The 15,039-nt window shown below is 27.3% G+C and carries 15 protein-coding genes; 14 read left to right on the forward strand and 1 reads right to left on the reverse strand.

From position 1 onward, the window contains the following. The first annotated feature begins 2 nt into the window (after positions 1-2). The 14 genes from AFAEC_RS01910 to AFAEC_RS01975 all read left to right on the forward strand — a co-directional run bounded on the left by AFAEC_RS01910 (position 3) and on the right by AFAEC_RS01975 (position 14,572). The gene (locus tag AFAEC_RS01910; RefSeq protein ID WP_026806496.1) at positions 3-821 is read left to right on the forward strand and encodes a P-loop NTPase; all 819 of its coding nucleotides are present in this window, start codon (positions 3-5) and stop codon (positions 819-821) included. Between the two features lie 53 nt (positions 822-874). Further along, the gene (locus AFAEC_RS01915; protein ID WP_026806497.1) at positions 875-1,204 is read left to right on the forward strand and encodes a hypothetical protein; all 330 of its coding nucleotides are present in this window, start codon (positions 875-877) and stop codon (positions 1,202-1,204) included. A gap of 9 nt (positions 1,205-1,213) precedes the next feature. Beyond that, positions 1,214-1,519 (forward strand): flagellar hook-basal body complex protein FliE, encoded by a 306-nt coding sequence (fliE, locus tag AFAEC_RS01920; RefSeq protein ID WP_034216696.1) that lies wholly within the window; start codon positions 1,214-1,216, stop codon positions 1,517-1,519. Between the two features lie 15 nt (positions 1,520-1,534). Next, positions 1,535-1,999 carry a flagellar basal body rod protein FlgC gene (gene flgC, locus AFAEC_RS01925; protein WP_026806499.1) on the forward strand — a complete coding sequence of 155 codons (465 nt, stop codon included), beginning with the start codon at positions 1,535-1,537 and terminating at the stop codon, positions 1,997-1,999. 9 nt (positions 2,000-2,008) lie between these two features. Next, positions 2,009-4,090 (forward strand): flagellar hook-length control protein FliK, encoded by a 2,082-nt coding sequence (locus AFAEC_RS01930; RefSeq protein ID WP_051487630.1) that lies wholly within the window; start codon positions 2,009-2,011, stop codon positions 4,088-4,090. Further along, the gene (locus tag AFAEC_RS01935; protein WP_026806500.1) at positions 4,090-4,839 is read left to right on the forward strand and encodes a flagellar biosynthetic protein FliR; all 750 of its coding nucleotides are present in this window, start codon (positions 4,090-4,092) and stop codon (positions 4,837-4,839) included. Before AFAEC_RS01930 ends, AFAEC_RS01935 begins: the two co-directional genes overlap by 1 nt. A 10-nt stretch (positions 4,840-4,849) precedes the next feature. Then, entirely contained in the window at positions 4,850-5,899 is a 1,050-nt protein-coding gene (gene flhB / locus AFAEC_RS01940) for a flagellar biosynthesis protein FlhB (RefSeq protein ID WP_026806501.1), read from the forward strand. Between the two features lie 4 nt (positions 5,900-5,903). Further along, on the forward strand, positions 5,904-7,901 hold the full coding sequence (locus AFAEC_RS01945; protein WP_026806502.1) for a tetratricopeptide repeat protein: 1,998 nt from the start codon (positions 5,904-5,906) through the stop codon (positions 7,899-7,901). Continuing rightward, the gene (gene fliI / locus AFAEC_RS01950; protein WP_026806503.1) at positions 7,898-9,202 is read left to right on the forward strand and encodes a flagellar protein export ATPase FliI; all 1,305 of its coding nucleotides are present in this window, start codon (positions 7,898-7,900) and stop codon (positions 9,200-9,202) included. The genes AFAEC_RS01945 and fliI overlap by 4 nt, the downstream gene beginning before the upstream one ends. Next, complete coding sequence (flgL, locus tag AFAEC_RS01955) at positions 9,199-10,332, forward strand: flagellar hook-associated protein FlgL (RefSeq protein ID WP_026806504.1); 1,134 nt, start codon at positions 9,199-9,201, stop codon at positions 10,330-10,332. Before fliI ends, flgL begins: the two co-directional genes overlap by 4 nt. 20 nt (positions 10,333-10,352) lie before the next feature. Further along, positions 10,353-12,467, forward strand: a complete 2,115-nt coding sequence (gene flhA, locus AFAEC_RS01960; RefSeq protein WP_026806505.1) for a flagellar biosynthesis protein FlhA — start codon at positions 10,353-10,355, stop codon at positions 12,465-12,467. Positions 12,468-12,542: 75 nt separating this feature from the next. Next, entirely contained in the window at positions 12,543-13,727 is a 1,185-nt protein-coding gene (locus AFAEC_RS01965; protein WP_026806506.1) for an MFS transporter, read from the forward strand. A gap of 79 nt (positions 13,728-13,806) precedes the next feature. Further along, the gene (locus AFAEC_RS01970) at positions 13,807-14,370 is read left to right on the forward strand and encodes a flavin reductase family protein (RefSeq protein WP_225442389.1); all 564 of its coding nucleotides are present in this window, start codon (positions 13,807-13,809) and stop codon (positions 14,368-14,370) included. Between the two features lie 4 nt (positions 14,371-14,374). Then, a complete protein-coding gene (locus AFAEC_RS01975; RefSeq protein ID WP_026806508.1) occupies positions 14,375-14,572 on the forward strand; it encodes a hypothetical protein in 198 nt (65 codons plus the stop codon). An 8-nt stretch (positions 14,573-14,580) separates the two neighbouring features. Here AFAEC_RS01975 and mscL read toward each other — a convergent pair whose 3' ends face one another. Next, positions 14,581-15,009 carry a large conductance mechanosensitive channel protein MscL gene (mscL, locus tag AFAEC_RS01980; protein ID WP_026806509.1) on the reverse strand — a complete coding sequence of 143 codons (429 nt, stop codon included), beginning with the start codon at positions 15,007-15,009 and terminating at the stop codon, positions 14,581-14,583. Positions 15,010-15,039 lie beyond the last annotated feature (30 nt).

Below are 15,039 nucleotides of genomic sequence, written 5' to 3' on the forward strand. Positions count from 1 at the left end.
TTTTGTATAATAATATCTCATTACAAGCAAGTAAGCTTGTAGAATTGGCTAATAGAGTAAAAAAAAACTCTTATAAGACAAAAATAGTAACAATAACTTCTGGAAAAGGTGGAGTTGGGAAATCTACAATTACATCAAATTTAGCAATATTACTTAGTAAAAAGGGGTATAAAGTTGCTGTTTTAGATGCTGATATTGGTTTAGCAAATTTACAAGTTTTATTTGATGTAAAACCACAAAATAGTTTTTTTGACTATATCGAGGGAAAGTGTTCTTTACAGCAGACTATTACAAAAACTCCTTATGAAAATATCTATTTATTTGCTGGAATTAGCTCATTTGAATATAGTTCTTTTAAAAATAGTTTTGTTTTCTCAAATTTTGTAAAAGATATTTTATCTTTAGATAGTTTTGATTTTTTATTGGTTGATACAGGGGCTGGATTAAATGATTATGTAAAAGAGTTTTTAGCGATTTCTGATAATATTTTGGCTATTACTTCAACAGATCCAAGTGCTTTAACAGATGTTTATGCTTTAATGAAAATGCTCTCTTTAAATAAAAGAAAGTTAATGCTATGTTTTAATCATACAAAAAACTATCAAATAGGAGAGAATATTTGTAACTCTCTAATAACTTTAGCAAAAAAAAATAGTTTAAAATCAGATTTTATGGTAAAATATTTAGGAAATATTTCAAGTTGTTCAAATATTGCAACAACAAGTAGGCTTAGAAAAGTATTTGTAAATGAGTTTAGAAATGATGAAATTAGTTTACAAATGGAATTAGTGCTTAGAAATTTATTATTAAATATTGAATGAAGGTTTGTTTTGTTTAAAAATATTTTTTATTATTTTTATATTGTTGGTAAAAAATGGTAATAGAGAGATTTTCACAAAACTTAATAAACAGTGGACTATTTAAGACATATATAGCTACTGGTTTTTTTGCAACTTTATTATTTTTTCTTTTTAATTCTGAACTTTTTACTCCAATTGAAATGATAGTTGGAATAGTATTTATAACTTTACTTTTAAAAGGTTTGAGTAATATTATGATATCATTAATCATTAGTTTATTTAGTTTAGAGAATAAGAGAAAAGAGTTTGAATTTAAATATAATGAAGATAAGATAAATGCAATGCTAAATGAACTTGTAGTCAAAGATGTTATTGATTCAAATGAAAAAGATAGTAAGAAATAGGAGTAAAATATGAATATATCATCAATTATAAACTCTTTAAATGATGTAAAATTAGATCAAGCAAATAAAATAAGTGAACCAATTTCAAGTAATTCAAAATCTTTCCAAGAGTTGTTAAATGACTCACTAGAAGAGCTAAACAATGAACAAATTGAAGGATATAATGCTATGCAAGGAATAGCAACAGGGAAGGTTACAAATCTTCAAGAAGCTGTTCAGAGAATTGAAGAAGCAGAACTTTCTTTAAAACTTGCACTAGAAGTTAAAAATAAAGCAATAAGTGCATATAGAGAAATTACAAGAATGCAAATTTAGTAAAAGGAGCAAATTATGGGTTTTTTTGATGGATATAATGTTTCAAGCTCAGGAATGACGGCTCAAAGAACAAGAATAAATGTAGTAAGTGCAAATATTGCAAATGCAAAAACAACACATACACAAGAGGGTGGTCCATATAAAAAACAACAAGTTGTTTTTCATGATATTTTACTTGCTAACTCTAAACAAAAAACAAATTCAAATGATGTTGAAACTACAAATAATAAAAGTTCAGATATATCTTTAAGAGGTGTAGGTGTTAAATCTATTATTGAAAGTGATGCAAAACCAGTTTTAAGATATGACCCAACTCATCCAGATGCAAATGAAAATGGTTATGTTGCATATCCAGATATAAATCCTGTTATTGAAATGGTTGATTTAATAGAAGCTATGAGATCTTATGAAGCAAATGTTAGTGCTTTTAATACTCATAAAGCAATTGACTCTAAAACTTTAGAGATATTAAATTCTTAAGAGTAAAAGATGAATGCAATAGATATTTTTACACAAGAGGGCTCTTCTCTTGAGAGTGGCACTTCACTTTTAGGTGGGCAAAAAGATCAAAAAAATGGGGCTTCTCTTTTTGATTCAATATTAAAAAGTAGTATAGAGTTAAAAAATGGTTTAGATGTAAAAGTTGAAAATTCAATTCCAAATACAACAAAAATGGTAACAAATAGTATGGAAAATATAGCTACAGCAATAGGTTCAAATTCACTTTTGGATAGATTAATTGTTGAAGCAAAAGAGATAATAGCCGAAAACCCAGTTATTGAATCACAAAATAAAAATACTTTAGAAGATAGTTCTAAATTTATAGATACTTTAAAAGATTCAATTTTAAGTGAAAAGATAAATAGTAGTGAAAAAGCTGACTTAAAATTGGACTTGAAAAGTGAAACAAATTCAGAAGTAAAAGAAGAGATAAAGGGTGAAATAAAAGTACAAAACAACTCTTCAATTTCACTTTTAGATAAGTTAATAGTTGATGCAAAACAAGATATTTTATCAAAAGATGTAGCACAAAAAATACAAACTAATTTAAGTGAAAAGATTATAGAAAATCCAATAGTAACAAATGAGTTAGTAGATGAGGTAAAAGAAGAGATAAAGGGTGAAATAAAAGTACAAAGTAACTCTCCAACTTCACTTTTAGATAAATTAATAGTTGATGCAAAACAAGATATTTTATCAAAAGATGTAGCACAAAAAACACAAACTAATTTAAGTGAAAAGATTATAGAAAATCCAATAGTAACAAATGAGTTAGTAGATGAGGTGAAAGAAGAGACAAAAGGTGAAATAAAAGTACAAAACAACTCTCCAACTTCACTTTTAGATAAATTAATAGTTGATGCGAAAAATAAAATAATTGAAGATAAAAATAGCTTAAAAGAGCAACAAAATATACAAACTTCTAGGAGTGTGGAGCAAACAGTAATAAAAGATGTACTTATAACAGATATTGTTAAAAGTGATATTATTACTGATGAGTCAAATAATATAATCAAAGAACAAGTTTTTACAAAGACTCAAGAAAAGGTTATTATTGTAAATCAAAATCCAATTGAAACTACAAACTTTTTAGAAAATAGTAATTTAGAGAGTATTGATGAAAAAGCTATTGTTGAAAAGCCAAAATCTCTTATGGATGCATTAATACAAAATAGTATAAAAAAACAAGAAGAGTTTACATCTAAAAATTTTGATTTAACACAAATTGATACAAAAGCAAAAGAGATTGTTTCAAATATATATTTAGGTGAGCAAAAAAACCAGTTAAATACTCAACTTAATTTTAATAAAACAGAAGCTATGAAACTTCTAAAAGAGGGTGCAAGTTTAGAAGATATTCAAAAAAGTGCAAAAATTCTAGATTTAGGTTTAGATGATGTTAATGTTGAACAAACTTCTAGCTTAGATGAACTAACTAAAAAAAATAATTTAAGAGATTTAAATGATAGAAAACAGATTTTGGATAGTTTATTAAATGAAAAAAATATAAGAAGTGTTGATGTAAGAAATTTGATAACAAAATCTGTAGAAGCAAGTACTGCTTTGTTTGAAAATAAACTAAATTTTGAAGAAGATAAGCTTGTAAGTGTTAATTCTCCACTATCTTTTAATATTCAAACAAAAATTATTGGTGCAAGACAACAGATGTCAAATATGATGTCTGATATTGCAAAACAGATGTATGAAAACTATAAGCCACCAGTTACTGTATTTAGAATTAATTTACATCCTGAGCATTTAGGAACTATTGCTATTATGATGAAGAGTGAGAAAAATAGTGATGTTTCTATTAGTATGAGTGTTTCAAGTCAAGCTACTCTTGATGCTTTAATTGAGAATCAAAGTTTACTTAGAAATTCACTAAATAAAACTTTTGATGAAAATACAAAATTTAACTTAGATTTTAACTCTAGTGATAGAAATCCTGACTCGAATCAACAACAAAAACAAGAAGAACAACGAAATCAAGATGAACATATTGATACACAAACAATTTTAAAACTTCAAGAAGAGAATAAAGAAATTGATGATAAATTTGATTATATGTAATGGAAGCTTTACTATCATTATTAAATGAGACTGTATTATTTCAGTTTCTACTTCTTTTTGCTAGAGTTTTAGCTTTTTTGGCATTTATGCCAGTTTTTGGACATACTGCAATAAGTGCAACAATTAGAGTCTCTTTAGCCCTATATTTTACCTTTTTTATATACCCTTTAGTTGATATACAAAATAGTATAAATCAAGATAATTTTTTATTATCTCTATTTTCAGAAATTACTTTAGGTTTAGTTGCTGCTATGTTTGTAAATATTATTTTTTCAGCAGTTAAAATAATTGGTGAGTTTGTTGAGTATTCAACAGCTTTATCTATGGCTGCAATGTTTGATCCATCAACTGGAACTCAAGAGGGTTTAGTAGCAAAGATGCTATTTTGGATAGCAATTGTTCTATTTTTCCAAACAGGAATGTATGAGATGACTTTGGTTATTTTAGTAAAAAGTTTTTCTATGATACATTTAGGTACTTTTGATATTTTTTCATATCATGGAATTCAATTAGCTATTGATGAGATAAAAAGAATGTTTGCTTTTGCTTTTGCTTTTGCTTTACCTCTATTTTTTATAGGTTTTATAATGGATGTTTATTATGGATATGGTACAAAATCTATGCCAGCATTTTCACCTTTTATAATAACTTTTCAGCTTAAATTTGCACTTATTTTTATATTTTTAATTTTGGGAATGGAGATTTTTACAGACGCTTTTACTAACTATTTTATAGATAAATTTCAATAAGGGCTAAAATATGGCTGATGATGAAGAAAAAACCGAAGAACCCACATCCAAAAAAATAGAAGATGCTAAAAATGAAGGAAATGTTGGTAAATCAACAGAGGTTGTTGGTGCATCTATTTTACTTTTTGGTTCAATTTATTTACTATTTTTTTCATCATTTTCTCTTATTGAGATAAAAAAACTTATGCTTTTTTCTTATAGTTTCATAGGAGAAGAGATAGATTCAAATTTATATTTTACTATTGTTTATACAGTTGGAATGACTCTTTTAAAAGCTTTAGCACCTCTTTTTATATTAGTATTTGTTTTGGTTTTGGCTAGTAATTGGATGCAATTTGGTTTTGTATCAGTTCCTTTAAAAATTGATTTACAAAAACTAGACCCAATAAAAGGATTTAAAAATATTTTTAGTTTAAAAAAACTTTTGGAAGCTTTAAAATTAACAGCTAAATTAACAATAATTGTAGCTGTAATGTTTTTACTATTTTCTCTTACATATAAAGATATTTTATATATGATGAATCAAGATACAAATGCAACTTTACAAACAATAATTAGTTTGAGCATATATTTTATTTTGACAATTCTTTTTATTATTATTGTTTTTGCTATAATGGATTTTTACTTTAGCAAATTTTATTATATGAAATCTTTAAGAATGAGTAAACAAGAGATTAAAGATGAGTATAAAAATATGGAGGGAGATCCTCAAGTAAAGGGAAGAATTAGAAGAATTCAGATGCAAATGGCACAAAAAAGAATGATGAGTAATGTTCCTAATGCAGATGTTATTATTACAAACCCAACGCATTATGCAGTTGCTTTAAGTTATGATAATGTAAAAAATAAAGCTCCTTTAGTTATTGCGAAAGGGATAGATTTTATAGCCCTTAGAATAAAAGAAGTAGGAAGAGAGAATAATATTCCTATTATTGAAAACCCTGCACTTGCAAGAAGTTTATATGAACAAATAGAACTTGATAGAGAGATTCCAAATGAATTTTATAAGGCTATGGCTGAAATTTTCTCTTATGTTTATGAATTAAAAAGAAAAAGGTAGAAATTTGAAAATATTATTAATTTTAACTGTTTTTTTAAATATTTTAAATGCACAAAAAGATTTTTATTATAGTTTTATTGATTCAAATGGTAAACAGATTTCAGAAGAGACAAAGCAGACAATAAAAGATGGTTTTGATATTTTAGAAAATATAAGATACCTTTCAAGAAATGATAAAATTGATGAGGCTTTTGCACAGATAAAAGAGTTAAAAGAGAAAAATAAACTTAAGATATTAACTTCGGATATTATTATTTTATACTCTGAATTGGTTTTAAAAAAAGATTCAAAAAGAGTTCTTTTAGAAGCTAGTGATGAGTTAGAAAAAGCTATAAACTCCTCACAAATAAATGAAGCTGATTTGGCAAAAGCTTATATGCTTTTAGTTGATTTAAAACTATCTATAAATAAGATAAATGATGCAAAATATTTTGCGCAAATTATAATTGATAATTTTGATAATACTTTTACAAAAACTTATGGGAAAATAGCTCTTGCAAAAGTTTTTAAATATCAAAAAGATTATACAAAATCAGCCTCATATTTACTTGAAATATTATCAACAACAAAGGATAAAACTATTGCCACTCTTGTAGCAGACGAGCTTTTTGATATCTATATTTTAGCTGGAGATACAAAAAAAGCAAATGAACTTATAAGTCAAGTATTAAAAACAAATATTGAATTTTATGCTGTTGATACATATCTTGCAAATAAAAAAATAAATAAACTTCTAAATTCAAATATGCCAGAACATGCTGCTGAGATTTTAATTGAACTATTAAATACTACTACAAAAGAGGAACAAATAGAAGATTATAAATATAAATTAGCAAATACTTATATGAGAATGTATGATAAAACAAACTACTATTTAGAAAAAGCAAAAGAGCTTTACAAAGAGATTTTAGATGATTATGAAAATGGTTTATACTCAAAAAGCTCAGCTATGTTTTTAGATGAGATTTTAATGAGACAAGGTAGTATCTCTCCTGCTGTAATTGCTGAAAAATATAAAGATAGTGAAGAGATGCAACAAAAAGCTTTGATGCAAGAGTTAATGATTGATAAAAGAGATAAAAAATATGAAAATATTTTAAAAACTCAATCTATTTATAAAAAGATATCGAATGAGGTTGTTAGAAGATTTGGATATAAGAATCTAGATGAAGTTTTTAGCGAAATTGATTTAGAGATAATTAAAGATAAGATAAAAACTCAAGAGTGTTCAGAATTAAGTACAATTTTGCAAAATGCTACAAATGAAACTTTTGAAAAAATAATAGAAGATGAGTCTTTGAAATATAGTTTTTTTGAATGTTTAGTTGAGACTTCAAGTGATAAAATATATTATCAGTTAAAAGAGATTTTTAACTCAAGTAAAGATGCAAATATATATTTATATCTCGAAAGAATGGCATTAGCCTTAAATAAACTTGATGATGCTTTAGATTTTTCGGCAAAAGTTGAGATGATAAATGACAAAAAGGCTTTGGCAAATGAGTTTATAGTAAGATACCAAATCTATAAAGCAAAAGATAATCCAAATTTGATGGAAAAGCTTTTTATTTATGCAAACTATAATCCAGAATTACTTAAACAAAGTGAAAATAATCCAGCTATTATAGATTTCTATCATGATTACTATTTATATTTGCTCTCAAAAAATGATGAAAAAAAGGCAAATGAGATTTTAGAAAAACTATATTTAAAGCAGAAAGATTTTAAGGCTTTTATATATACACCTTTTGTAGAACTTGAGCTAGCAAAAATTGCAAAAGATAAGAATGATAAAGAAAAAGCTTTAGGTTTACTTTTAAATGCCTTAAATAATGCTAGAAAAATAGTTCCAAATGATGAGGTGAAAATTTACTATGATATTTTAAATCTATATGATAGTTTAGGAAATAAATCTAAAAAGGAAGAGTATATAAATAAGTGTAAGAAAGTAGAAAATACTCAAGATAGTTTATATAAAAAAATGTGTGATGAGATGAAATGAATATAGATGATATTTTAAATAAAATTGATCCAACAAATCTTACTATTGCTTTTGGTAAAATTACACATATTTCAGCTATTACACTAACAGGAACAGGACTTGAAGTAGCAGTTGGAGATATTGTTAGAATTGAATCAGTTCAAAAATTATATAGTGTATTAGGAATGGTTACAACAATAGATGGAGCTTTTTTTACAATAGTACCTTTTTCTTTTATTGATGGATTTAAGATAAATGATAAAATATTTTTGCAAAGAGATGGACTTACTGTTAAGTGTGGATATGGGCTATTAGGAAGAGTTATAAATGCTTTAGGTGAGCCAATTGATGATAAAGGAAAGATAAGAGATATAGAAGGATATACTTCTATAAATAAATTATCAATGTCTCCATTAGAACGAGGAATTATAGATAAAAAGTTTGCAACAGGAGTAAAAGCAATTGATTCTATGCTTACTTGTGGAAAAGGTCAAAAAGTAGGTATTTTTGCAGGAAGTGGAGTTGGAAAATCTACTTTAATGGGAATGATTGTAAAAGGGTGTGAAGCTCAAATAAAAGTTGTTGCATTAATTGGAGAGAGGGGAAGGGAAATTCCTGAGTTTATTCACTATAACCTTGGAGGAAACTTAGAAAATACTGTACTTGTAACAGCAACTTCAGATGAATCAGCTTTGATGAGAAAATATGGAGCATTTACTGCTATGAGTATAGCGGAGTATTTTAGAGATAAAGGTCATGATGTACTTCTTATGATGGATAGTGTTACAAGATTTGCGATGGCTCAAAGAGAGATAGGATTAAGTACAGGAGAACCTCCTGTTAGTAGAGGATATCCACCTTCTGTTTTTGCTCTTTTGCCACAATTAATGGAGAGAGCTGGAAATAATCAATTAGGTTCAATTACAGCATTTTTTACAGTTTTGGTTGATGGAGATGACTTAAATGACCCAATTGCTGATCAAAGTAGATCTATCCTAGATGGTCATATTGTTTTAACAAGAGATTTAACAGAACAAGGATTTTATCCACCTGTAAATATCTTAAAATCGGCTTCAAGGGTTATTGATAAGGTAATTACAAAAGAACAATATAATGATTTTTTAAAGTTAAAAAGAGTATTATCATTAATAAAAGAGAATGAAGTTTTAGTAAGAGTTGGTGCATACAAAGCGGGTATGGACTTGGAATTAGATGCAGCTATGTCAAAAAAAGAGAAGATTAGAGATTTTTTAACACAAGATTCTCAGGAGATAGTACCTTATGATGATATGTTGCAAAGATTTAAAAAGGCTTTAGAATGATTAGTCAAATTGAACAAACAATGTATAGATTAAATAATCTTGATAAAACCCAACAAAAATTAAATTATCAACTTAGTTCAAAACAACAGCTTGAATATGGAAGTGATGATTCTATTTTATTTGGAAGAATAACTTCAGCTCAGGATAAAGTTAGAACTTATGAAGGTATTAAAACTTCAGTTGAAAGAACAGAAGTTCAAAACAATATGTCTGATTCAAGTTTAAAAGAGGCAAAAACTCTTTTAGAATATGTAAAATCAGAGTTGATGAAAGCAAATACAGATACAACAGGAGATGCTGATCTTAAATCAATAGCAGTTGCACTAGCAGGAACTAGAGAAAATCTATTTAGTTTGGCAAATACTCAAGTAGAAGGAGAGTATCTATTTAGTGGAAGTGATTCCTCTGTTAAACCATTTGTAAAAGATGCTGATGGAAAAATATCTTATGTTGGAGATAATAAGTTAAGAAAAATAGCAGTTGAAGAGGGTTCTTATAGAGAAAGAGGAGTAAATGGTTTTGATGCTATGATGTTTACATCTTCTCTTGCTTATAAAGGAGAGAGTTTTACTTTTTCTCAAAGTGATAGAATTTTAGATCAAGATGGAAATGAGTGGAAGCTTGATAGTGCTACAAATGTTTTAACAAAATATGATTTAGATGGAAATATAACAAGTGATACAATGTCAGCTTCATTTGATAGTGCGACACAAACTTATAGTTTTACTGTTCCAAATACAAATGGGGCAAGATTTGAAGCAAAATCAAATATTTTTGATTTGATGGATAATATTATTAATACTCTAAATATGGTTGATGACTCTGGAAATCAAATAACAAGAGAAGATGTAAGAGCAAATTTATCAAAACAGATTGATTCTATTGATAAATCTTTTGATAGTTTAAATATAACACATGCTGATTTAGGAGCTAAAAATAAGGTATTTGAAACATCTTTAGAATCTTTAAATTCTAAATTAACTCAATATAAGAAACTTGAAGAAACATTAAGTAGTGCTGATTTAACAGAAGTTTCAATTAAAATAAAAGCCTTAGAGCTTACATATACAGCAATGTATTCAACTATTGCAAAAACTAATGAATTATCATTAGTTAATTTTATGAAATAAAATAAAGTTTTAAATATTTTATGAAGTTTGATTTAAGGAGCTTTTTTTCTAGAGATTTAATAGCAGTTGCGCTATTTTTAGCAATGCTTGCTATTATTATTGTTCCTTTAAATCAAACTGCAATCGACTTTTTCATTTCTCTTTCGCTGGCAATTTCATTTTTAATTCTTTTAATCTCTTTATATATTCAAAAACCAGCAGATTTAACCACATTTCCAACTTTACTTCTAATTTTGGTTATTTTTAGATTATCTCTTAGTATTGCAACAACAAGGTCAATTTTGAGCGAAGGACATAATGGACCAGATGCTGTAAGTACCATTATTTCAGCTTTTGGGGAGTTTGTTGTTGGTGGAAATATGGTTATAGGGGTTATTATCTTTATAATTTTAGTTTTGATAAACTTTATGGTTGTAACAAAAGGTGCTACAAGAGTTGCTGAGGTAACTGCAAGGTTTACACTTGATTCTATGCCTGGAAAACAAATGGCAATTGATGCAGATTTAAATGCTGGATTTATTGATGATAAAGAGGCACAAGAGAGAAGAAAAGCACTTATTACTGAAGCAAACTTTTATGGAGCTATGGATGGATCTTCTAAGTTTGTAAAAGGTGATGCAATTGCAGGTATTATTATTACTGCTGTAAATATTGTAGGTGGACTTTTAGTTGGTATTTTTCAGCATGATTTATCTATAAATGAAGCAGGAGAAATTTATACAATTCTTACTATTGGTGATGGTCTTGTTACTCAAATTCCAGCTCTTTTAACTTCAACTGCAACTGCAATTATAATAACAAGGTCAAATACAGATGACGAGAAATTTGCTTCAAAAGCTGTTAATCAGCTTATTAAAGATAGTAAATCTTTAATTCTTGTTGGTATTGGTTTAATATTATTTGGTTTTGTTCCTGGTTTCCCAACAGGAATATTAAGTACTATGGGTATTATGATGATGGCTATGGGGTACACAATTGTAATGATTGAAAAAGGAGAGGATAACTCTATTACAAGATTGTTTAAATCTAAAGAGGCTAAATCTAAAGTTAGTGGAAAACCTGAGGAGTTAAGAGATAGGAAAAAAGCAGCTACTGTTCCTGATGAGAGTCAAAATATTGAAAATATTATGAGACTTGAAGTTCTTGAACTTAAACTTGGAATTAGGCTTTTACAGCTTGTTCAAGGAAATTCTGAACTTTTAGATAAAATTAAAGCTATTAGAAAAACTATTGCAGCTGAGCTAGGATTTATTATTCCTCAAATTAGAATTTCAGATGATTCAGCTTTGGGTGCAAATGAGTATGTATTTAATCTAAAAAGAATTCCAATAGCAAAAGGAAGAGTTGAAGTTGATAAACTTCTTGCTATGGGTGGTTTTGGAGAGAATTTGGCTGGTCAAAAAGTAAAAGAACCAGTATTTAATATTGATGCTATTTGGATAAATCCTGACCAAAAAGATGATGCTTTAATGAAAGGATTTACAGTAGTAGATGTTCCTTCTATTATTTCAACTCATATTTCAGAGATTATTAGAAGACATGCTGAAGATATTATAACTAGACAAGATATTGTTGATATTGTTGATAGATTGAAAAAAGATTTCCCAATTGTTGTGGAAGAGGCTATGAAAGTTACTTCTTATGGAAGTTTATTAAAAGTGTGTAAAGATCTGCTTCATGAAAAAATTCCAATTGTTGATATGCTAACAATTATTGAAGCAATAGCGGATATAGCAGAGTTTACAAAAGCCCCTGAAATACTTCTTGAACATGTAAGATCAAAATTGTATAGATTAATTACTCAAAAATTTAAAGATACAGATGGGGTTTTACATATTTTAACTATAAAACCAGAGTTGGAACAGCAATTTATGAGTAAGCTTCAAGAACATCATGGAGTTTCTCAACTAATGCTAAGTATTTCAGAGATAAATAGTCTTGTAACAAAAACAAAACATCTTTTAGATGAAGTTGAGAAAAAAGGATTTACAAAAGTTTGTATGGTTGTAGATCCAGTTTTAAGAAAAAGAATATCTGAAATATACGAGAAATTTGGTTTATCTATGCCTGTTTTATCTCATGCTGAACTTGATTCAAAAGCAAATTTTGCAATTGAAGGAACTTTAGAGTTCTAACACTAAATTTTAATTTTATACTTTTTAAAGACTGTTTTTTAACTAATTTATTTTATATATTTTATAAGGATTTTTTTGAAATATTATTACTTTTTTTTAAGAGACAATCCTACAATTAGAGGTTTGTCTTTAGTAAATTTTATAGCATCTTTTGGTGCTTGGTTTTCGACTGTTGCAATTTATACAATGATTGTAGATTTTGGTTCAAGTGAGTTAGCAATTTCAATAGTTACTGCTATGCACTTTATTCCAGCAATTATAATAGCTCCTTTTAGTGGAGCAATTATTGATAGAATGAAAATAAAGCCTTTAATGGTCTCTCTTCTTTTTATTGAACTTCTTATGACAGCTTGTTTTTTACTAATTTCAAGTGTTAATGATATGTGGCTACTTCTACTTTTTATTTTTATTAGAATGAGTGCAGCTTCTATGTTTTTTTCAAGTGAAATGTCACTCTTAGCAAAGTTATCAAGTGGAAAAGAGCTTCAAACAGCAAATGAGATACAATCAATTATTTGGTCTTTTACTTATGCTGTTGGTATGGCTATTAGTGGATTTGTTGTAAATTTATATGGAGCAAAAACTGCAATTTTAATTGATGTTATTATCTTTATAGTTGCTTTTTTAGTTTTTGTACAAATAAAAATAGATCTTGAATACAAAAAAGTAGAAGAGAAGATTTTAGAGCTTATGTTTGATGGTTTAAGATATATTAAAAATAATAAGATAATTTTACATCTAATCTTTTTGCATGCTAGTGTAGGGCTTACAAGTTATGATGCACTTATTACTATTTTGGCAAAAAATGAGTATAAAGAACTAATTGCAGTTCCACTTGCTATTGGACTTTCAAACTCTGTTAGAGCAGTTGCCCTAATGATTGGACCGTTAATATTAAATAGAATAATAAAAAAAGAGAATCTTCAATATCTTTTAGTTTTTCAAGGAGTTACAATAATTATTTGGGCATTTGTTCAAAGTAATTTTTATGCTTCTTTAGTAGCTCTATTTTTTGTAGGATTTAGTACAGCATTTTTATGGTCATACACTTATGCCCTTTTACAAAATAGGTGTGAAAAGAGATATATTGGAAGAGTAATATCATATAATGATATGTTTTTTATGTTTGCAAATGTAGCAACGACTCTGTTTATTGGAACTATGGCACATATTACTACTACAACAGTTATAACAATATCTCTTGGAGTTGCATTTTTGCTATATGCTTTTTATTATACAAAAGTTTATACAAAATTTTAAAAATAGCTTTATGGTATAATCCTTCAAAATTTATATGATAAAGTTCCTCTTTAATGGGAATGATTTAAAAGGAGAAAAAATGATACTTGATTATAAAGATATAAATGATTTAGATAGATATAAAATAATGTCAGGGAGTATAGTCCCAAGACCAATTGCATGGATAGTAACAGATGATGATGGAGTTTTAAATGCCGCTCCTTTTTCATATTTTATTCCAATTTCTACAAATCCAGCACTTGTAATTGTAGCTATTGGAAAAAAAGATGACGGAAGCCCTAAAGATAGTTTGGTAAATATTTTAAAAACAAAAAAAGCAACAATTTGTTTTCCAAATCAAAATAATGTTGAGCAAGTTCAAAAGTGTGCAGCTCAACTTCCAAAAAATCAAAGTGAAATAGAAAAATTTGAAATAGATGTAAAAAAAGAGTTAGCTGATTATCCACCAATTATTAGTTCAACTCAAACAGCACTATTTTGTGAATATTATGATACTTATAAAGTTGAAGGTGATACAACACCAGTTATTTTAAAAATAAATTTTCAATATATTGAAGATGGTAGAATAAATGAGAGAAATCATACAAAAATAGAGAGTATTGGAAGAGTAGGAGTTACTTTTAAAGCTATGGTTGATTTATAAGAGTATGAAAAAAATATATGGAAGTTTAATAATCTTTTTCTATTTTTTTAAATATCCAATATTTATATATACACTTTTTTATCAATTTTATTTAAAAGTAGAAGTTGGATATATCATGTTGGTTTTAACTCTTATTTCAGTAGTTTTAATAGTAAAAGATATATCTGTTTTTGTAAGAAAAAAGCTTAAGAAGAACTCTTAAGCTTTAAATTAAACTGCTGTATTTCCGCAATGTCCACATTTTTTTGCAGGAACTGGAATATCCATAGCACAATCTGAGCAAGTTTTTGTTAGAGGAGCAGGAGCTTTTTCACCTTTTAGTTTATTGTAAGATTTTATAAACATAAATACTACAAACCCTAAGATTATAAATGAAATTGTATCATTTAGAAAAACTCCAAGTTTTATTGCAGGTGCTCCCACTTTTTCCAAATCAGCTAAAGTTGCATAACTATTACCATCTAAAGGAATAAATAGTTGTGAAAAATCTACTTTTCCAAGTAATAAACCAATCGGAGGCATAACAACATTTTCTACAAGAGATTTTACAAATGTTGCAAAAGCTGCACCAAATATAAAACCAATTGCCATATCTACAACATTTCCAGATATTAGAAACTTTTTAAACTCTTTTAACATAATTTTGTCCTTGATTTTTTTTCGTATTAT

The sequence above is a fragment of the Aliarcobacter faecis genome, from assembly GCF_013201705.1.
Lineage (GTDB): Bacteria > Campylobacterota > Campylobacteria > Campylobacterales > Arcobacteraceae > Aliarcobacter > Aliarcobacter faecis.